The organism is Pseudomonas sp. N040 (assembly GCF_015637705.1).
Taxonomy (GTDB): domain Bacteria; phylum Pseudomonadota; class Gammaproteobacteria; order Pseudomonadales; family Pseudomonadaceae; genus Aquipseudomonas.
Genome location: NZ_JADOBE010000013.1, coordinates 36238 through 55869, shown reverse-complemented (window position 1 = coordinate 55869; position 19632 = coordinate 36238). Strand labels below are relative to the sequence as shown.

19 protein-coding genes are annotated in these 19632 nt (G+C 62.1%); 10 read left to right on the top strand and 9 right to left on the bottom strand.

What is annotated here, in order from left to right; genetic code table 11:
• Positions 1 to 18: 18 nt before the first annotated feature.
• The 6 genes from ISX93_RS16440 to ISX93_RS16415 form a co-directional block, all read right to left on the bottom strand.
• The gene (locus tag ISX93_RS16440) at positions 19 to 357 is read right to left on the bottom strand and encodes a tryptophan synthase subunit beta (RefSeq protein ID WP_195779846.1); all 339 of its coding nucleotides are present in this window, start codon (positions 355 to 357) and stop codon (positions 19 to 21) included.
• Positions 358 to 747: 390 nt separating this feature from the next.
• Entirely contained in the window at positions 748 to 1638 is an 891-nt protein-coding gene (gene mmsB / locus ISX93_RS16435) for a 3-hydroxyisobutyrate dehydrogenase (protein WP_195779845.1), read from the bottom strand.
• Between the two features lie 51 nt (positions 1639 to 1689).
• Positions 1690 to 2793, bottom strand: coding sequence for an enoyl-CoA hydratase/isomerase family protein (locus tag ISX93_RS16430; protein WP_195779844.1), 1104 nt, complete (start codon positions 2791 to 2793; stop codon positions 1690 to 1692).
• Between the two features lie 181 nt (positions 2794 to 2974).
• Entirely contained in the window at positions 2975 to 3793 is an 819-nt protein-coding gene (locus ISX93_RS16425) for an enoyl-CoA hydratase (RefSeq protein ID WP_195779843.1), read from the bottom strand.
• A 99-nt stretch (positions 3794 to 3892) separates the two neighbouring features.
• Entirely contained in the window at positions 3893 to 5056 is a 1164-nt protein-coding gene (locus ISX93_RS16420) for an acyl-CoA dehydrogenase family protein (protein ID WP_195779842.1), read from the bottom strand.
• A 122-nt stretch (positions 5057 to 5178) separates the two neighbouring features.
• A complete protein-coding gene (locus tag ISX93_RS16415; protein ID WP_195779841.1) occupies positions 5179 to 6699 on the bottom strand; it encodes a CoA-acylating methylmalonate-semialdehyde dehydrogenase in 1521 nt (506 codons plus the stop codon).
• A gap of 152 nt (positions 6700 to 6851) precedes the next feature.
• Here ISX93_RS16415 and ISX93_RS16410 point away from each other — a divergent pair, with 152 nt between their 5' ends.
• The gene (locus ISX93_RS16410; RefSeq protein WP_195779840.1) at positions 6852 to 7742 is read left to right on the top strand and encodes a LysR family transcriptional regulator; all 891 of its coding nucleotides are present in this window, start codon (positions 6852 to 6854) and stop codon (positions 7740 to 7742) included.
• A gap of 708 nt (positions 7743 to 8450) precedes the next feature.
• A complete protein-coding gene (locus ISX93_RS16405) occupies positions 8451 to 9734 on the top strand; it encodes a hypothetical protein (RefSeq protein ID WP_195779839.1) in 1284 nt (427 codons plus the stop codon).
• Between the two features lie 319 nt (positions 9735 to 10053).
• Here the strand turns inward: ISX93_RS16405 and ISX93_RS16400 are convergent, their stop codons facing one another.
• Positions 10054 to 10527 carry a ribbon-helix-helix protein, CopG family gene (locus ISX93_RS16400; protein WP_195779838.1) on the bottom strand — a complete coding sequence of 158 codons (474 nt, stop codon included), beginning with the start codon at positions 10525 to 10527 and terminating at the stop codon, positions 10054 to 10056.
• Between the two features lie 241 nt (positions 10528 to 10768).
• On the opposite strand from ISX93_RS16400, the gene ung reads away from it, so the two are divergent.
• On the top strand, positions 10769 to 11461 hold the full coding sequence (ung, locus tag ISX93_RS16395; RefSeq protein WP_195779837.1) for a uracil-DNA glycosylase: 693 nt from the start codon (positions 10769 to 10771) through the stop codon (positions 11459 to 11461).
• Positions 11462 to 11539: 78 nt separating this feature from the next.
• Here ung and ygfZ read toward each other — a convergent pair whose 3' ends face one another.
• On the bottom strand, positions 11540 to 12481 hold the full coding sequence (ygfZ, locus tag ISX93_RS16390; protein ID WP_195779836.1) for a CAF17-like 4Fe-4S cluster assembly/insertion protein YgfZ: 942 nt from the start codon (positions 12479 to 12481) through the stop codon (positions 11540 to 11542).
• Positions 12482 to 12605: 124 nt separating this feature from the next.
• On the opposite strand from ygfZ, the gene ISX93_RS16385 reads away from it, so the two are divergent.
• Both ISX93_RS16385 and ISX93_RS16380 read left to right on the top strand, forming a co-directional pair.
• Positions 12606 to 12860 (top strand): FAD assembly factor SdhE, encoded by a 255-nt coding sequence (locus tag ISX93_RS16385; RefSeq protein WP_195779835.1) that lies wholly within the window; start codon positions 12606 to 12608, stop codon positions 12858 to 12860.
• Positions 12844 to 13296, top strand: a complete 453-nt coding sequence (locus ISX93_RS16380) for a protein YgfX (protein ID WP_195779834.1) — start codon at positions 12844 to 12846, stop codon at positions 13294 to 13296. Before ISX93_RS16385 ends, ISX93_RS16380 begins: the two co-directional genes overlap by 17 nt.
• Here the strand turns inward: ISX93_RS16380 and nadB are convergent.
• Positions 13265 to 14878: an L-aspartate oxidase gene (gene nadB, locus ISX93_RS16375; RefSeq protein ID WP_195779833.1), complete on the bottom strand. Its 1614-nt coding sequence runs from the start codon at positions 14876 to 14878 to the stop codon at positions 13265 to 13267. The two genes, ISX93_RS16380 and nadB, sit on opposite strands and share 32 nt — an antisense overlap.
• Before the next feature lie 383 nt (positions 14879 to 15261).
• On the opposite strand from nadB, the gene rpoE reads away from it, so the two are divergent.
• Genes rpoE through ISX93_RS16350 form a run of 5 tightly spaced genes read left to right on the top strand, consistent with a single transcriptional unit; the run spans position 15262 to position 19336 of the window.
• Positions 15262 to 15837: an RNA polymerase sigma factor RpoE gene (gene rpoE, locus ISX93_RS16370; RefSeq protein ID WP_195779832.1), complete on the top strand. Its 576-nt coding sequence runs from the start codon at positions 15262 to 15264 to the stop codon at positions 15835 to 15837.
• A gap of 30 nt (positions 15838 to 15867) precedes the next feature.
• The gene (locus ISX93_RS16365; RefSeq protein WP_195779831.1) at positions 15868 to 16455 is read left to right on the top strand and encodes a sigma-E factor negative regulatory protein; all 588 of its coding nucleotides are present in this window, start codon (positions 15868 to 15870) and stop codon (positions 16453 to 16455) included.
• 15 nt (positions 16456 to 16470) lie between these two features.
• Positions 16471 to 17421, top strand: coding sequence for a MucB/RseB C-terminal domain-containing protein (locus ISX93_RS16360; RefSeq protein ID WP_195779830.1), 951 nt, complete (start codon positions 16471 to 16473; stop codon positions 17419 to 17421).
• Complete coding sequence (locus ISX93_RS16355) at positions 17418 to 17873, top strand: SoxR reducing system RseC family protein (protein ID WP_195779829.1); 456 nt, start codon at positions 17418 to 17420, stop codon at positions 17871 to 17873. The genes ISX93_RS16360 and ISX93_RS16355 overlap by 4 nt, the downstream gene beginning before the upstream one ends.
• Before the next feature lie 41 nt (positions 17874 to 17914).
• Complete coding sequence (locus ISX93_RS16350; RefSeq protein ID WP_195779828.1) at positions 17915 to 19336, top strand: DegQ family serine endoprotease; 1422 nt, start codon at positions 17915 to 17917, stop codon at positions 19334 to 19336.
• Positions 19337 to 19632 lie beyond the last annotated feature (296 nt).

Sequence of the window (19632 nt, the reverse complement as noted above, 5' to 3'; positions counted from 1 at the left end):
CCGGGGGTTACGCAGCACTCAGATCAGGCTGGTTTCGTCATCGTTGATCAACCGGTTCAGTCCACCCAGGGCTTCGCGCGCCTGCGAGCGGTTGACCAGCTTGTGCTGGGCCGCGGCCGGCAGGTCGGTGATGCGCAGCACGCCCTTGGTCATCAGCACATGAATCAGGTCTTCCAGCACCCGGATCATCTCCGAGTCGGTCTGGCGTAGTTGCTGCAGGCTGTTTTCCATCGACTGGCTGTTGAACCAGGCCTGGATTTCCGGCTCGTCGGCGTCAGCCTGCGCAGTGCTTTGCGCAAAAGGTTCGGCTTCCACCCTGACCAGCAGGCCGTTGGCATCGCGTTGGACATAGAACATCGGACAGCCCTCGAATTGGAAGTGCCGGAGCGCCGAGAGGTTCGGCGCAAGCAGCAACATGCCGCCTGGCGCCGGTTTTGTAAACCGGTGGTGGGCGGCCTGTAAACCCGCCGCGCTGGACAGGTTGTGTGAAAACTACTGCGCTCGGTTATGCAGCGTTAAAAACAGGCTCAAAATGCTCATTTACAACTCGTAAACTCGGCTCTGGCTTCCTGCTTCGCTCTAACTCCTGCATCCATGCAGTCGTGCGCTTTTTCGCCTGTCTGACTCGCTACGCTCGCCCTGCGGGCCAGCCTGCGGCTGTTACTCCCGTTGGTTGTTGCGCCTTGCCTAACCTTCGCTCGCTACGTTTTCACACGGCCTGTGGACGCGACCTTTGCCGGGCTGGTTTCAGGCCTGTTCGACGAACAGTTTTTGTACGGCCGAAAAGTCCAGCCGGCCTTCACCACGCTTGATCATCATGCGGTACAGCTGCAGCGCCAGTGCGCCCATCGGCGTGCTGCTGCCGGTGGACTGCGCGGACTCCTGGGCCAGGCCAAGGTCCTTGGTCATCAGCTCCGCTGCAAAGCCGCCGCTGTAGTCCCGGGAGGACGGTACGTTGTCCATCACGCCCGGCCACGGGTTGTACTTCTCCAGCGACCAGTTGCCGCCCGAACTCAGGCGCATGATCTCGGCCAAAGTAGCCGGATCCAGGCCGTTGGCCACGCCCAGGGCCATGGCTTCGGCGGTGCCGATCATGTGCACCGCCAGCAACTGGTTGTTGCACACTTTGGCGACCTGGCCGGCCCCCTCGGCACCGGCGTGGAAGATGTTCTTGCCCATGGCCGACAACACTGCGCGGGCTTTTTCCAGGGTGGCGGCCTGGCCCCCGACCATGAAGGTCAGGGTGCCGGCTGCGGCGCCGGCGGTGCCGCCGGAGACCGGTGCGTCGAGCAGCTCGATGCCCAGTTCGGCGGCGGCCTTGTGCACCTTGCGCGCCGCCTCCGGGGCGATGGTCGAGCATTCGAGGACCAGGCTGCCGGGCACGATGTAGGCGAGCAGGCCATCGTCGCCCAGGTACAAGCCCTCCACATGCCGGCTGGCCGGCAGCATGGAGACCACCACCTGGGCACCCTCGATCGCCGCACGGGCACTGACGGCCGACTTGCCGCCGGCAGCCACCAGTTGCTCCAGGGCGCTGGGTACCAGGTCGAAGCCGAGCACGTCATGCCCGGCCTTGACCAGGTTGCAGGCCATGGGCAGGCCCATGTGGCCGAGGCCGATAAATGCGATCTTGCTCATTGTTGTTCTCCTTGGTGTTGCGGGGATCTCGGGTGGACGTATGGTGGCGGTTTACAAATCGGCCAGCGGATGCGCGCCGTCCCAGCTCGGGCTGAAGTGTGCATCGATCACCGCCGGGGCAATCTCGGCCACCGTCGGCCAGTGCCAGTGCGGGCTGTTGTCCTTGTCGATCAGCAGGGCGCGCACGCCTTCGGGAAACTCCGGATGGCGGCAGCAGTTCAGGCTCATCGCGTATTCCATGCGGAACACCTCGGCCAGCGACAGGTGGCGGGCGCGGGCGATCTGCTGCCAGACCAGATGCGCGGTCATCGGGCAGCCCCGGGCCAGGGTCTTGGCGGCGCGGGCGAGCAGGGCGTCACTGTCGTCGTGCAGGCCGGCCAGCGCGTGCCAGGCGGCCGCGGCATCGGCCACGTCGAACAGTTCGTCGATGCGCGCGCGGCGCGGCAGCCACTGGGCTGCCGGCAGCTGCTCGCGGGCCTGCTGTTCGAGGGCGCGCAGCAGGCTGTTGAGCTGGGCAGCGGAGTGTTCCTGCCAGTTCAGCTGCAGCAGGCCGTCGAGCAATTGCGCCTGCTGGTCATCGCCCAGGCAGCGGTCGGCCAGGCCCAGGTCGAGGGCATCGCGGGCGTTGACCTGGGCTGCGCTGAGGCCGAGGAACAGGCCGAGCTTGCCCGGCAGGCGCGAGAGGAACCAGCTGCCGCCGACATCCGGAAACAGGCCGATGCTGATTTCCGGCATCGACAGGCGGCTTGAAGGCGTGACGATGCGCACGCTGGCGCCCTGCATCAGCCCCATGCCGCCGCCCATCACATAGCCATGACCCCAGCACAGCAGCGGCTTGGGGTAGCTGTGGATGCGGTGGTCGAGGCGGTATTCGTCGGCGAAGAAGCGCGCCGCCAGCGGCGGCACTTCGCCGGGATGGGCGCGGCAGGCCTGCACCAGCTGGATCACGTCGCCGCCGGCGCAGAAGGCCTTGGGGCCGTTGCCACGCAGCAGCACACAGACGATCTGCGGGTCTGCCGCCCAGGCCTTGAGCCTGGCGTCGAGCGCCTCGATCATCGGCAGGGTCAGGGCATTCAGGCTCTTTTCGGCGTCCAGGGTGGCCACGCCGATGCGTGCGCCCTGCTGGCCATGCAGTTCTTCGAAAATCACGTTCATCCAGAGTATCCATCGTAGGGTGGTCAACGCCGAAGGCTTGGCCACCACAGGGGTGTGTCCGGTGGTCAATCGCTGCGCGAGTTGACCACCTTACGGTTTACTGGTTCGGGTAGTGCGGCTGCAACCCATGGCTCTTGCTGTGTGCCCAGCGCGGGTTGCACCCGCCCTACACGGTTACGGTTTACTTGTTATGCCACTGCGGCTCGCGCTTCTCGAGGAAGGCGTTGACGCCCTCGCGGGTGTCCTGGGCATCGAACAGGTCGACGAAGCGCTCGCGCTCCTCCGGCAGCCAGCCGTTCGGCCCGCGCTCGCGGGCGCCCTGGATCAATGGCTTGATGGTGCGCACCGACACCGGGCTCTGCCGGGCGACCTTGGCCGCCAGCATCAGGGCGGTGCCGCGGGCTTCGCCGGTGTCGACGATCTGCTCGATCAGGCCGATGCGCAGCGCGGTTTCGCTGTCGACCCGGTCGCCGCAGAGGATCATGCGCTTGGCCCAGCCTTCGCCGACCAGCCAGGCCAGGTTCTGCGTGCCGCCGGCACAGGGCAGCAGGCCGACGGCGGCTTCGGGCAGGGCCATCTGCGCCTGGCGCTCGGCGATGCGGATGTCGCAGGCCAATGCACATTCCAGCCCACCACCCATGGCGTAGCCGTTGATGGCCGCGATCGAGACACCACGGAAATCACGCAGCGCCTCGAAAGCTTCGCCAAAGCGCCGTGCCATCTCGCGGGCGCGGGCCTTGTCGCCATCGGCGAACAGGTTCAAGTCGGCGCCGGCACTGAAGAACTTCTGGCCCTGGCCGGTGATCACCAGCGCATAGATGTCATCGTCGCGGTTGAGGTGCTCGACCAGTTGCTTGAGGCCGATCAGCGATTCACGGTCCCAAGTGTTGGCTGGCGGATTATTGATGGTGACCAGCGCGGTATGGCCGTGCTTTTCCACGGTCAGTTTGTGCGTCAGGTCAAAGCTGCCGGGCTTGTAGATTTCGATGGCGGTGCTCATGGGAATCCTCATGTTTGCTTGTGTAGGAGCCAGCTTGCTGGCGATGCTGGTGCAATTGATCGCCAGCAAGCTGGCTCCTGCAGGTTCAATGAAGCCGGGTCAAAGCAGGTTATCCAGCATGCCGCCCTGTTCGAGCAGGCGGCGCGCGGTGATCACCCGCATGATCTCGTTGGTGCCTTCGAGTATCTGGTGCACCCGACTGTCGCGCACCCAGCGTTCCAGCGGGTAGTCGTTCAGGTAACCGTAGCCGCCGTGCAGCTGCAGCGCCTGGTTGCACAGGTCGAAGCAGTGGTCGGTGGCGAAACGCTTGGCCATTGCACAGTACAGCGTCGCTTCGGCGTGTTGCTGGTCGAGTTTGGAGGCGGCCAGACGGACCATCTGCCGGCTGGCGGTGAGGTCGGTGAACATGTCGGCCAGCTTGAACTGCAGGGCCTGGAATTCGGCCAGGGCCTTGCCGAACTGCTTGCGTTCCTCGACGTAGCGCAGGCTCTGCTCCAGCGCGGCCTGGGCGGCACCCAGCGAACAACTGGCGATGTTCAGGCGGCCACCGTCGAGGCCCTTCATGGCGTAGACGAAGCCCTGACCTTCCGGGCCGATGCGGTTGCCGGCCGGAATGCGCGCGCCCTCAAAGGTGATGGTGCGGGTGGGCTGGGCGCACCAGCCCATCTTCAGTTCGTTGCGGCCGTACTTCACCCCCCGGGTATCGCCCGGCACCAGAAAGCAGGAAATGCCCTTGGCGCCGTCTTCGCCGGTACGTGCCATGACGATCAGCACCTCGGTGCTGCCGGCGCCGGAGATAAAGCACTTGCTGCCATCCAGCACGTAGTCGTCACCGTCGCGGCGGGCGCGGGTGCGCAGGCGCGCGGCATCGGAGCCGGCGTCCGGTTCGGTCAGGCAGTAGGAGGCCAGCAGTTCGCCGCCGATCAGGCCGGGCAACCACTGGTCCTTGAGCGCCTGGTCGCCGAACGAGGCGAGCATCCAGCTGGCCATGTTGTGGATGGTGATGAACGCGGTGGTGGCCACGCAGCCGGCCGCCAGCTGCTCGAAGATCAGCGACGACGACAGGCGCGACAAACCCAGGCCGCCGTCTTCCTCGCCGATGTACAGGCCGAGGAAGCCCTGCTCGGCAGCGCGCTTGATGACGTCGACCGGAAAGTGGTGGTCGCGGTCCCAGTCGGCCGCATGCGGCGCCAGTTCGGCCGCAGCAAAGGCGCGGGCACTGTCGACCAGCAGGCGTTGTTCTTCGCTCAGTTCGAAATCCATGGGCTTCCTTGTTGGCTACGTAGGGTGGGCTTCAGCCCGTAGGATGGGTGGAGCGTAGCGATACCCATCACAGGTTCCGCGATGGGTATCGACGCAAGCGCCTCCACCCATCCTACGGTCGCTTACTTGAGGGTGATGGTGGTGTTGACGTGGCCCACTTCATCCTCGTCCAGCCAGCGCTGGGTGACGGTCTTGGTCTGGGTGTAGAACAGTACCACCTGCTTGCCGTAGGGGCCGAGGTCGCCCAGCTTGGAACCGCGCGAGCCGGTGAAGGAGAACAGCGGCACCGGTACCGGGATCGGTACGTTGATGCCGACCTGGCCGACGTCGATCTCTTCCTGGAAGTGCCGGGCGGCGGCGCCGGAGCGGGTGAAGATGGCGGTGCCGTTGCCGTTCGGGTTGGCGTTGACCAACTCGATGGCCTCGTCCAGGGTGGCGGCGTGCATCACGCACAGCGCCGGGCCGAAGATTTCTTCCTGGTACACGCGCATCGCCGCGGTCACCCCGGAGAAGATGGTCGGGCCGACGAAGTTGCCGCTCTCGTAGCCCGGGACCTGCGGGTTGCGCCCGTCCAGTTCGAGCGTGGCGCCTTCGGCCACGCCGCTGGCGATCAGCCCGCCGATGCGCTCGAGGGCCGCGGGGGACACCACCGGGCCGACATCGGTGCCCGGCTCGATGCCGGCGCCGATCTTCAGGGTCTTGGCCTTTGCCACCAGTTCGGGCAGCCAGGACTGCGCCTCACCGACCAAAATCACCACCGGCAACGCCATGCAGCGCTGGCCAGCGGCGCCGAAGGAGGCACCGACCAGGTTGTTCAGGGTCTGCTGCCTGGGCGCGTCGGGCATCACGATGGCGTGGTTCTTCGCACCCATCATGCACTGCGCGCGCTTGCCGTTCTGGGTGGCGCGGTTGTAGACGTGGGTGCCGACCTTGGTCGAGCCGACAAAGGACACCGCCTTGATGTCCGGGTGATCGCAGAGCAGGTTGACCGCGTCGACGCCGCCGTGGATCACGTTCAGTACGCCGGCCGGAATCCCGGCTTCCAGCGCCAGTTCGACCAGGCGCATGGTGACCATCGGGTCCTGCTCGGACGGCTTGAGGACGAAGGTGTTGCCGCAGGCGATGGCCATCGGGAACATCCACAGCGGGATCATCGCCGGGAAGTTGAACGGGGTGATGCCGGCGCACACGCCCAGCGGCTGCTGCAGGGTGTAGGTGTCCACCCCGGCGGCGACGTTGTTGGCCAGCTCGCCCATCTGCAGGCTGCCGATGTTGGCGGCGTGCTCGACCACTTCCAGGCCGCGGAAGATGTCGCCCTCGGCATCGGCCAGGGTCTTGCCCTGCTCGGCGGTGAGGATCGCCGCCAATTCCTTGATGTTCTCGCGGATCAGTTGCTGGTACTTGAGGAAGATCCGCGCGCGGGCGCCGATCGGCGTGCGCTTCCAGCTCTTGAAGGCGTCCTTCGCCGCGGCCACCGCGGCGCTCATTTCTTCGGCCGTGGCGAAGGGCACGCGGGCCAGCACCTGCTGGGTCGCCGGGTTGACGATGTCGCGCCACTGGCTGGTCTTGGACTCGACGAATTCGCCGCCGATCAGCAGCTTTACCGTGGGCACGGCAACTTGAGTGTTTGCTTGGGAAGTCATTATGCGCACCAGCCTTGGGAACGGAGGGGGAAGGGAATGCAGAGCCAGGCTCAGCGAGCCCAATGGGGTTGATCCTAACAGTGCGTTTTTGCATATGGCAATGCGAGTATTTGCAAGGTTATTCTGCGTTTTTGCACAGTGAGGCAGCGCCGATGGAATGGGACAACCTGCGTTACTTTCTCGAGCTGTCGCGCGCCGGCAAACTCACCGTTGCGGCCCGCCGCCTGGGGGTGGATCACACCACGGTGTCGCGGCGGGTGCAGGCGCTGGAGAAAAGCCTGGATACCCAGCTGTTCATGCGCGCGGCGGCCGGATTCAGCCTGACCGAGGCCGGGCGCAACCTGTTGCCGCAGGCCGAAGCCATGGAGAGCGCCTTTTCCGCCATCGAGCGGACGCGCCAGGGGCAGAAGGACAGCCTCTCCGGCCAGGTGCGGATCGGCGTCACCGAGGGTTACGGCACGGTGATGCTGGCGCCGCAGCTGGCCGAGTTCACCCGGCGCTATCCCAACCTCGGCATCGACCTGCTGGCGGCGCCGCGGATGGTGCAGCTGTCGCGCCGCGAGGCGGACATCGTGATTACCCTCGAGCGCCCCGAGCGCGGCCCGTTCATCATCACCAAGCTCACCGACTATGTGCTGCGGTTGTATGCCGCAGCCGACTACCTGCAGCAGCACGCGCCGATCCGCAGCCGCGAGGACCTGCGCGCGCACGGTTTCGTCAGCTACATCGATGACCTGCTGTACAGCAAGGAGCTGCTGTTCCTGGACGAGATCGGCAAGCCCGGGCATGTGCCGCTGCGCAGCACCAGCATCCTCGCCCAGCAGCAGGCCACCGCCGCCGGAGCCGGGATCGCCATGCTGCCGTCGTTTTCCGCCGACGCCGATCCGCGCCTGCAGCGGGTGCTGGGCGAGGAGGTGAAGTTCACCCGCACCTTCTGGATGCTGATGCCGATTGAACTCAAGGACATTGCGCGGATGCAGACCACCTGGAATTTCCTCCGCGAAATGGCCCAGGCCAGTCAGGCGGTGCTGATGGGGGTGTAGCGCGGGGGAGTGCTGGCTATTTGCGGCTGCGTCGCAGGGGGCAACGCCCGTCATTACCGGTCGATGCCTCTGGGGTGAGGGGCTGGAAGCGGCCGATTCTGTTGAAAAAGTCGGCTTCATTTTTCACGCAAGTAAAGTACGCGTCGGAGATTGAAGTCTATGCTCTTCGCAGAAGGTTCAGGGCTCAGATTTGACGTAGCAGCGAGCAAAATGGCGCTTTTACAGCCCAAGACATGGGGCGCCAGGCCGCGTCGACTGTTTTCAACAGAGTCGGCCAGAAGCGGTCCCTCGCAATGGACTTACTCAGCACGAATCGAGTAGTGTTTGAGAAGCATCTGCTCGGCATTTACACAAGCAGCCTTGGCTTTCCATCCATTGTTCATAACGCCCCAATTCAGTCATCCGGCCGCTGCATCGCCTAGACAGGGATAGCGAGAAAAGGAATGTTATCCGCCAACCCCGTGAAAGCGTTATTACCCCCTATGGGATCTATTTGTAGTTATGAAACTGGTTGTATTTATGTCCGAAAATCCAGCTACGATGCGCTATTCAACAAGCTATGCAGGTGAGCGCATTGATAGCCTCGGCAATATATCGTTTGCGCTACTGCGAAAAAGTGCACGCCATAACTAGTAGTTCAAGACCGCTCGCTTCGCTCACTCGGGACCGGCTAAAGCCGGCCCCTTAACCAAACGTTAGGGGCAAGCAATGGAAGTTCTTCTTATCGCCTGCATGCATGGCGCCGTTACGTACTTCTACGCAATCACGCACGACGACGATCGGAAAATCATGATCTTCACATGGATCAATGTCGTAGTTGCCTGCTTTCTGGGCAACCCGATCTATTCAGGCATCGACATTGTCGCTGTCTTTGCAGGCTCAACTTTTGGCGCCACTCACAGAGAATCCTTTGCTGGTCTGCGTCGCAACAGGACACGCACTAAAAAAGCAGACTCAGACGATATTTCTGATTTGGGTTGGGCTGTTTTAGTTAATTTTGATAATGCCAAGCAAAGAGAATATATCACCAATAAAATACGTGAATTACGGTTACCTTTTTTTCCGGTAATTGAAGAGTTAGTAAAAATCGGCCCATACTCAAGCATTGATGAGGCGTCAGATATTTGCCGGAACTTGTTTGTAGAAAACAAAATTATCGGCTACGTGATTAGGCTTGGCGCGTCAGAATGTTTGGAGGATAAGAAAGAGGAACCTTCTGCTCCTAGAAAGTTACAAGAGGCCACTAAAAAAATTTCTCATTGGATAGATTATTATTTCTTAGCTATCCGTGTTGTCCTCTTTGCTGTTCTAATAACATGTTTTGTTTTTAAATACAGCTTGGATACTGCTGGTCTCAATATAAATCCGTTAATATACATTTTTAATAATATACTTGGTGGTAAGTTTTGGGGGGAGTATATTTTTAATTTATTCATTGTCTTTTCAATTGGGGCCGTGCTCGCCTTGTTATTTTGTATGGTAGTTGACCTCCGGAAAACACCAATATTAATATTCATTATAGCCGTCTCGCTTTCTTCTCTGTGGTACTTCAATACTTATAAGAAAGTTCTATTAATATCGGTGGGGCAAAAAAAATATGATGGCAACGTGAAATATTATTCGGATACAGAAAATTATTACAAATTGCTATCTTATTATACAATTAAGCATCCTGAGTTTAACCAGGCATCACCGAATTACAGTTTTTCTCTTGTCTATAAGGTGGCGTCAAAAGCAAATGAATTCAAATCAAAAGGGGATACGCCTGAAATAGCTCTTTCGCGTGCAATTGATTATATTTTTGGTGCTCCTTTGTCACTGCCCTTACAACTAAAAATGCAATCAAAAGCATCTATACCTGTTGTTAACTCCACTGCTGCGCCACCGAAGCCCGCTCCGTCAATGCATTCAGAAAAACCTTTGTGCGAATTTAAGTCTGTCATGAGTAACGAAGACTACAGAGCTTGCGGTTTGAGTCCACCAATTCGTTAGGTTTTTTATAAGTGACGGTTACGACCCAGATGCCCGGTTGCATGAACTGAGCCGAGGGATAATCGTGGTCGAAGAATGGCAGTAGATCCTCATCGGCTCCATTTTGGCGACGCTTTCTACCCGATTTAAAGGGCAGCTATCGAAATTCAGACCTCTGTCTGCTCGGCCAATTCCTAGGCGTCATCGACCTCAATTCCAAGGTGTCTGATGGGGCTTTCAAGTTTCGTATGGCCGAGTAGAAGCTGGATTGCCCCCGGGTTCTTGGTTCTGCCGACTCCAAATTAACGCAGGGAACACTTGGGGTGACTTGCTAGATACGTTATTTATATGCTTCCTCGATAATAAGCTCTAATAATTTACTCATTGACTGCTCTGCGACCTTTGAATCTAAATCTATTTTTTCATAAAGCTCTCTAGGAAGTGAAATTGTAATTTTTTTGTTTTCGCTGAATATTTTTAATGAGTCAATTTTTGTCCCTGACAAGAAGCCGCCTAAACCTAGAATCAGCGCCAGCGGAACACCAATTGCTGAACCCATTGTCGCAATACCAACACTGCCCAAAGCACTACCAATTATAATTCCAATTGTTGTTAGGCTTAATTTTCCACCTTCTTCGGCACTGACTTCAACCCATATCCTCTTCCACTCATTCTTAAATTTCGAATTATTTTTATATATTTTTATGAGTGATGAGGTGCTGCTTATATTGTATTGCTTAAATAGCTTTATTATTAAGTCTCGATATTTCCTGTACTTTTCTGGTAGTTCCTTTATTTCGCTATATGTACTCATGCACACATCTCCGTTAGGGGTAGAATTTAGCGTTTAGTTAAGGATTTAGCGTAGTCAGTTCCAGTGAGCGAAGCAATCCAAGTCTTGAAGTTCGGCGCGAAGTGCAGGGGGACGTCGGCGCCTTTTTTTAGTCGTTTGCGAATGAAGGCTTCTGGTCGACTCCAGCCCCTACCCGCATCAGCCTTGACTTGCCCTGTCGCCTTCCTTAGCGTGCCGCTTCGTTCTGGCGAGTGGATTGAGCATGCACACCGATGACCGCATCAGGCTGGAAGCCGGCTGGAAAGCGGCGCTGCGCGAAGAGTTCGCGCAGCCCTACATGCGCGAGCTGGGGGCGTTCCTGCGCAGCGAGAAGGCGGCCGGCAAGGTCATCTATCCCCCCGGGCCGCTGATCTTCAATGCGCTCAACTCGACTCCGCTGGAGCGGGTGAAAGTGGTGATCATCGGCCAGGATCCGTACCACGGCCCCGGGCAGGCCCACGGCCTGTGCTTCTCGGTGCAGCCGGGGGTGCCGGCGCCGCCGTCGCTGCAGAACATCTTCAAGGAACTCAAGCGCGACCTGAATATCGAGATCCCCAGCCATGGCTGCCTGCAGTCCTGGGCCGAGCAGGGTGTGCTGCTGCTGAATACCTCACTGACGGTCGAGCAGGCCAATGCCGGCTCCCACGCCAAGGCCGGCTGGCAGCACTTTACCGACCAGGTGATCGAGCAGGTCAGCCGGCGCCGCGAACACCTGGTGTTCATGCTCTGGGGCGCACATGCCCAGAGCAAGGAGCGGCTGATCGATGCCAGCAAGCACCTGATCCTCAAGTCGGTGCATCCGTCGCCGCTGTCCGCCTACCGCGGCTTCATCGGCAACGGCCACTTCAGCCGGGCCAACAAGTTCCTCCAGCAGCACCAGCTGACGCCGATCGACTGGCGCTTGCCGGAGCCGTGACGCCCGTCATGCAAGGGGCCGGCAGTCCGGCAACGGCGTAAGCCGACAAGGGGTCCGGCAGGCGCTGCCAGGGCGCGCTCAGCGAAGGATTTCGCGGTCCGGATCCAGGCTGTAGGGCAGCTCGAGCAGGCTCAAGTGCGGGCCTTCTGCGCTGTGCAGGTGCAGCCGGTCGTCGCTGACGGCATCCTGCTGGAGCACCGCAAGCAACTCCACTCCGCCTTTGGCCTGGGCGGCCAGCACCACTTCACCCACCGCCGAGGTGTGTACTGGCGAGAATATCCCGCTGGCGATGGCCGGCAACTGCTCGCCGGGCAGGCTCAGGTGGTACAGCCGGCGCTTGAGTTTGCCCAGGTACTGCATGCGCGCGACGATTTCCTGGCCGGTGTAGCAGCCCTTCTTGAAGCTGACGCCGTCCAGCGCCTGCAGGTTGATCATTTGCGGGATGAACAGTTCGCGGCTGGCACCGAACACCTGGCCAATGCCGGCGCGGACCTGCGCCAGCAGCCAGTCATTCAGCGGCGCTTCGCGCAGCCGGGCGGCCAGCCGTGCGCGGATTCCCTCGGCCTGGGCGGCGGGCGTCCACAGCTCGGCGCGCCCATCGGGCAGGCGCAGCGCCAGGTTGCCGGCATGCTGCACCGTGCGGTTGGTTTCGGCGGGCAGATTGAGACCCAGCTCCTGCAGCAGGTCATCAGCCTGGCTCAGGCCGAAGCGCACCCAGCCGGCACTTTCGTCGCCGAGCTTGACCTTGGAGAACACGGCAAACTTCTGCAGCTCGGCCAGTTGCGGCGCCAGCAGCTCGGCCGCCATGGCCAGCAGGTAGCCATCGCCCTCGCGGACAATGCGGAAGCTCGACAGCATGCGGCCCTTGGCGGTACAGCGGGCACCGAGGCTGCTGTGCTGTTCGTCCACGTAGTTGAGGTTGCAGGTCAGCTGACCCTGGAGGAATTTGCTGGCATCCGGCCCGCGCACGGCGAGCAGGCCTTCATGGAACAGCGGGCAGAAAAAAGGGGAACTGGTCATGGTTGGCGGTCTGTTGCTGCGGGAAATCCGGTGGCCATCATAGGCGGCGGCCACCGGCTTGTCAGCGGGTGCGGTGCGCCGGCGCGCAGGGCTATAATGCGCGCCGAGCCTGTGGAGCATGACAATGACCGATGCAACTGAACTCAACCGCCTGTTCTGGCACAGCCGGCGCGGCATGCTGGAGCTGGATGTGCTGCTGGTGCCCTTCGTGCGCGAGGCATTTTCCGGCCTCGATGCTGAAGATCAGCAGCGCTATCGCAAGCTGCTGGAGTGCGAGGACCAGGACATGTTTGGCTGGTTCATGCAGCGCGGCGAGCCGGAAGACCCGGATTTGCAGCGGATCGTGCGGATGATCCTGGACCGTGTCCAGCCCAAGTGACTGCTTCGAATGCCAGTGGCGGCCGTCGCGGCGCCTGCTGGCATTCTATCTGCTGGTATTCGCGGCGGCGCTGGGCGCGCTGTGGCTGGCGGCGCTTCCGCGGTGGGCCGCGCTGAGCGGCACGCTGCTGTGCCTGGCGCATGCAGCCTGGGTGTTGCCGCGCCAGGTATTGCTCAGCCACGACTCGGCCTTTGTCGGCCTGCGCCACGATGCTGGCGGCTGGCAGTTGCGTTCGCGTGCCGGTGACTGGCAGCCGGTGCAGTTGCAGCGCGACAGCCTGGCCTTGCCGCTGGCGGTGGTGCTGCGCTTTCGTCTGCCCGGCGAGCGGCGGGTGCGCGGCTTGTGCATCCTGCCCGATGCGCTGGACGCATCAGTCCACCGGCGCTTGCGCGTGCGCTTGAAATTCAGCCGGCATAGGTGGGCGGCTGCAGGATAGTGTCGCGGGCTTCGGCGAGCTGATCGGGATAATCGAGGGTGTAGTGCAGGCCGCGGCTTTCCCGGCGCTGCATGGCCGAATTGATCATCAGTTCGGCGACCTGGGCCAGGTTGCGCAGTTCGATCAGGTCACGGCTGACCCGGTAGTTGCTGTAGAACTCGTCGATCTCGCCGAGCAGCAGCAGGACGCGGTGCTGGGCGCGCTGCAGGCGCTTGGTGGTGCGCACGATGCCCACGTAGTCCCACATGAAGCGCCGCAATTCATCCCAGTTGTGCGCGATGATCACGTCCTCGTCGGAGTCGGTGACCTGGCTGGCATCCCAGCTCGGCAGGTCGCTCGGCATGCTCACGTGTTCTAGTCGGCCAAGGATGTCCTCGGCGGCGGCGCGGGCAAACACGAAGCACTCCAGCAGCGAGTTGCTGGCCATGCGGTTGGCCCCATGCAGGCCGGTGAAACTGGTTTCGCCGATCGCGTAGAGCCCCGGCAGGTCGGTATGCCCGGCCAGGTCGACGAGTACGCCACCGCAGGTGTAGTGGGCGGCGGGCACCACCGGGATCGGTTCGCGGGTGATGTCGATGCCGAAGTCCAGGCAGCGCTCGTAGACGGTGGGGAAGTGCGCCTTGATGAACTCGGCCGGCTTGTGGCTGATGTCCAGGTACACGCAGTCGATGCCCAGGCGCTTCATTTCATGGTCGATGGCGCGGGCGACAATGTCGCGCGGGGCCAGTTCGGCGCGCGCATCGAAGCGCGGCATGAAGCGCTCGCCATTCGGTAGCTTGAGCAGTCCGCCCTCGCCACGCAGGGCCTCGGTGATCAGGAAGCTCTTGGCTTTCGGATGGTACAGGCAGGTCGGGTGGAACTGGTTGAACTCCAGGTTGCCGACCCTGCAGCCGGCGCGCCAGGCCATGGCGATGCCGTCGCCGCAGGCGCCGTCGGGGTTGCTGGTGTACAGGTAGACCTTGGCTGCGCCACCGGTGGCCAGCACCACGAAGCGTGCGCTGCAGGTGTCCACTTCGCCGGTGTTGCGGTTCAGCACGTAGGCGCCCAGGCAGCGGTTGCCGGGCAGGCCGAGCTTGCGTTCGCTGATCAGGTCGACCGCCACCCGCTGTTCCAGCAGTTCGATGTTCGGCCGCTGGCGGGCCTTGCCCAGCAGGGTGTTGAAGATGGCGGCACCGGTTGCATCGGCGGCGTGGATGATCCGCCGGTGACTGTGCCCGCCCTCGCGGGTGAGGTGGAATTCGCAACTGGTCTCGCGCGCATCGGGGTCTTCACGGGTAAAGGGCACGCCTTGTTCGATCAGCCATTCGATGGCTTCCCGGCTGTGTTCGACGGTGTAGCGCACCACCTCTGGATGACAGAGTCCGCCGCCGGCATTCAGGGTGTCATCCACATGCAGGTCGATGGTGTCGTCTTCGTCGAGTACTGCGGCGACGCCACCCTGCGCCCAGTAGGTCGAGCCATTCGCCAGGTCGCCTTTGCTGAGCACGGCAATCCGCAGGTTGGCGGGAAGGTTCAGGGCAAGTGTCAGGCCGGCGGCGCCGCTGCCGATGACCAGAACATCATGCTGCAAGTGTTGGCTCATGTGCGGGTTCCGCGGAGAAGGCGGCCTAGTATAAGAGGGGAGTGCTCGGCACAATAACGGTTCACAGGCGCCGAGTGAAGGTTTCGATAGCCCGGCAAGCCTGTTCGGGTGCATTGATCGGTGCCTGGCCGGGAACTTTTTCCCCGGCCCGGGTTCCACTACGAGGTAGATATGCAAGTTGCATTGGTGCAGTTACTGCGATCACCGTTTGCTATCGGCTTACCGTCCCTGCAGCGCGTGGGCCGGACTGGGGTGCCGGGCAAGCTGAAATGGATTTGCCGCTTGGGTGTTGGAAGGGGAGAACTTTTGCGCAGTAACCGGGTCTGTCAATTCAGGTGCGTTGTGTGGACTCTGCCGTTTTTGCCTCTTTGCGGAGGCGTGGCATGAGCCTCGAAGAAGATCAGCAACTGGTGGAGCGGGTGCAGCGCGGCGACAAGCGCGCCTTCGACCTGCTGGTGCTGAAGTATCAGCACAAGATTTTGTCGCTGGTCATGCGCTTTGTGCGTGACACCCATGAGGCCCAGGATGTCGCCCAGGAGGCGTTTATCAAGGCTTACCGGGCGTTGCCGAACTTCAGGGGAGAAAGTGCCTTTTATACCTGGCTGTACCGGATTGCGATCAATACGGCCAAGAACCAGCTGGCAGCGCGTGGCAGAAAACCGCGCGAGGTGGATGCAAGTGTCGAGGATGCGGAATATTACGAAGGCGAGCATGCGCTGAAGGATATCGACTCTCCGGAACGACTCCTGTTGCGTGACGAAATCGAGTCGACGGTGAACCGCAGCATCCAGCAGCTACCCGAAGATCTGCGCATGGCCCTGACCCTGCGCGAGTTCGACGGTTTGAGTTACGAGGACATTGCGGCGGTCATGCAGTGTCCGGTCGGGACGGTAAGGTCACGCATTTTCCGGGCCCGCGAGGCCGTAGACAAAGCCCTGCAGCCGCTGCTGCAGGAATGATAGCCAGGCGCAAGCCGAGAGAGGAATTTCATGAGTCGAGAAGCCCTGCACGAGTCGCTTTCCGCGCTGCTGGATGACGAGACCACCGAACTTGAACTGCAGCGCATTCTGGCGGACCGGGATGGGGGGTTGCGTTCGACCTGGTCGCGGTACCAGGTCGCTCGCGCCGCGATGCATCAGGAACTGGTCGAGCCGCGGCTGGATCTGGCGGCGTCGATCAGCGCGGCGCTGGCCGGCGAGCCGGCGCTGGCGGCAAAGACAGCGCGTCCGGCCTGGCGTGGCGTGGGCCGCTTCGCGGTGGCCGCCTCGGTGACCCTGGCGGTACTGGCCGGGGTGCGCCTGTACAACCAGGACCAGATTACCGGTGTGCAGCTGGCGCAGCAGGACAGCCAGTCGCTGCCGGGCAGTCCGGCGCCGCTGGCGCCGGTGGTGCTGGCCAGCTACAACTCGAGCGCCGCCGCGCAGACGGCGGGCGCCAAGCCGGAACAGCTGATGGGTGGGCAGTGGTATGAGCAACAGGTGCCCGGCTATCTGCGCCAGCATGCCCAACAGGCGTCGTTCGCCGCGCCGGATGCGGCGCTGCCGTTTGCCCGCTCCGCCAGCCTGGAAGGTCGTTAGGGCCTAAGGAATTCCATGCGCCGCTCATCCTCATTGATTTTGCTGGCGAGCCTGCTGAGCACGCCGCTGTATGCTGCCGATGCCCGTGAATGGTTGGCGCGGATGGTCGACTCGACGGACCGGCAGAATTTTCGCGGAACCTTCATCTACGAGCGCAGTGGCAACTTCTCCACCCATCGCATCTGGCATCTGGCCCAGGGGGCGGCACCGCGCGAGCGCCTGTTGCAGCTGGATGGCCTGGAGCAGGAAGTTGTTCTGGCCGATGGCCGGGTGCTGTGCGCCAGCGGTTCGCTGCTGGAACAGCAGGCCGGCGCCCAGCAATGGGCTGGACGCAAGCTGGATGTGGCCAGGCTGGAAGACGTCTACGAATTGAAAGCCATGGGCGATTCCCGCGTGGCCGGCCGCCCGGCGGTGGTGCTGCTGTTGCTGCCGCGCGATGCCAATCGTTATGCCCGTGAGCTGCAGCTGGACAGCGCGACGGGCTTGCCGCTGAAGTCGCTGCTGCTCAACGGGCAGGGCCAGTTGCTCGAGCGGTTGCAGTTCACCAGCCTTGAACCGGATGCCAGCCTCGACAGCCAGGAGTTGCAGCCGGTTACCGATTGCCGGGCATTGGCGAAAGCGGCCACGACCCAGGCGGTGGCCAGCGACTGGGCGATTGGCTGGATGCCCGCAGGTTTCATGCAGGTCGGCATTCTGCAAGAGCGCAGTGCTACCTCCGGCCAGCCGGTGCAGACGCTGATGTTCGACGACGGCCTGGCGCGATTCTCGATTTTCATCGAGGCGCTGGGCGATGCCCGGGTCAGCAGTGCGCACCTGCAGGTCGGCCCGACGGTGGTGGTGTCGCGGCCGATCAGTACGGCGAACGGGCAGTTCATGGCGACGGTGGTCGGAGAAGTGCCTTTGCCGACGGCCGAACGGATTGCCTTGTCGGTTGGCCCCAGGACCGCCGGGGAGCAACAGCCGTGATCGAGGAAACCGGGCGGGTGGTGGCGCTGGAGGAGGGGGCGGTCTGGGTGGAAACCCTGCGCAAGTCCACCTGTTCGAGTTGCTCGGCGAATGCCGGTTGCGGGCAGGGGTTGCTGGACAAGCTCGGCGTGGGTCGGCAGCGCGGTTTTGTGCGGGTGTTGTCGGACCTGCAACTGGCGCTGGATGACGTGGTGGTAATCGGTATCCGTGAAGACCTGCTGCTGCGTGCGGCGCTGCTGGTCTATCTGCTGCCAATACTCGGCCTGCTCGCGGCTGCGCTGCTGGCCAGCAGTCTGGGGTTGGCCGAAGGCTGGGTCATCCTGAGTGGAATGGCCGGCTTGCTCGGTGCCTGGCTGGTGGTGCGCTGGCGCTGCCGGCACAGCGAGGACGACCCGGCGCGGCAGCCGGTGGTGCTGCGCGCCATGCTGGCCGGGGCCACCGGCAATACCTGAATCCTGTTCAGTTCAACAACGTTCAAAGGAGTCGTAATTCGATGCTCAGGTTGAAATCTGCACTGTCGCTGCTGGCCATGCTGACGCTGCTCGGGCAGGCGCTGCCGGCCAGCGCGCAATTGCCGGAATTTACCACGCTGGTCGAGCAGGCCTCGCCGGCGGTGGTCAACATCAGTACCACGCAGAAGATACCCGCGCGCCATGCCGGTGCCGGCGCACCGCAGATGCCCGACCTGGAAGGCCTGCCGCCGATGTTCCGCGAGTTCTTCGAGCGCATGCCGCAGATGCAGCCGCCCGCGGAGGGGCGCCAGCGTGAAGCGCAATCGCTGGGGTCGGGCTTCATCATCTCCGCCGATGGCTACGTGCTGACCAACAATCATGTGGTGGCCGATGCCGATGAAATCATCGTGCGCCTGTCTGACCGCAGCGAACTGGTGGCCAAGCTGATTGGCGCCGACCCGCGCACCGATGTGGCGCTGCTCAAGGTCGAGGGCAAGAACCTGCCCACGGTCAAGTTGGGCAACTCCGAGAACATCAAGGTTGGCGAATGGGTGCTGGCGATTGGTTCGCCGTTCGGCTTCGATCATTCGGCGACCTCGGGCATCATCAGTGCCAAGGGCCGCAGCCTGCCCAACGAGAACTATGTGCCGTTCATCCAGACCGACGTGGCGATCAATCCGGGCAACTCGGGCGGGCCGCTGTTCAACCTGGACGGCGAGGTGATCGGCATCAATTCGCAGATTTTCACCCGCTCGGGCGGCTTCATGGGCCTGTCCTTTGCCATTCCGATCAACGTGGCGATGGGGGTGGCGGATCAACTGAAGACCGACGGCAAGGTCAGTCGCGGCTGGCTGGGGGTGGTGATCCAGGAAATCAACAAGGGCCTGGCCGAGTCCTTCGGCCTGGACAAGCCGGCAGGCGCGCTGATCGCCCAGGTGCAGGAAGATGGTCCGGCGGCCAGGGGCGGCGTACGGGTCGGCGATGTGATTCTGCAGGTCAACGGCCAACCGGTCGACCTGGCCTCCGATCTGCCGCACCTGGTCGGGGTGCTCAAGCCGGGCGATACGGCGAATTTGCGGATCTTGCGTGAGGGCAAGCGGCAGACGCTCGCGCTGAAGGTTGGCAGCATGCCGGCAGATGGCGAGGAGCCACTAGCGGCGGCGACCCCGGAGGTCGATCAGGACATCAACCGGCTCGGCGTAGCCGTGGTGGAGCTCAGCGCGGAGCAGAAGAAGGCGCTGGATATTCAGGCCGGGGTCATGGTCAGGGCAGTTGTCGAAGGGCCGGCCGCGATGATCGGTTTGCGTCCCGGGGACGTGATCACCCATCTGAACAATCAGCCGATCAGTTCGGCCGAGCAGTTCAAGGAAGTCGTCAGGCAATTGCCGGACAATCGCTCGGTGTCGATGCGCGTGCTGCGTCAGGGCCGGGCCAGCTTCATTACCTTCAAGCTGGCGGATTGAGCAGGCGGCTGGATGGTTGGCGGGTTGGCAAGCCGTGATGGTGTCAGGTTCTTTGCCGGGCTGATTATTGAGGTTGAGGGATCGTTTTGGGTGCGTCCGCCGGATGCACCGCTTGTGGCGGGTTGCACCCGCTCTACCAAATCGAGCAACAAACTTCACAGCTTGCACGGACTGACAGTCCCGTCAGGGGGGTGAGCGGAATCGGTGTGGAAGGGGTTGAGTCGCATGGATGCGACGAAAGCTGCGCTGGGCCATGGATGGCCCATCGCAGCGGGCCCCTGGAGCGCCGATGGAGC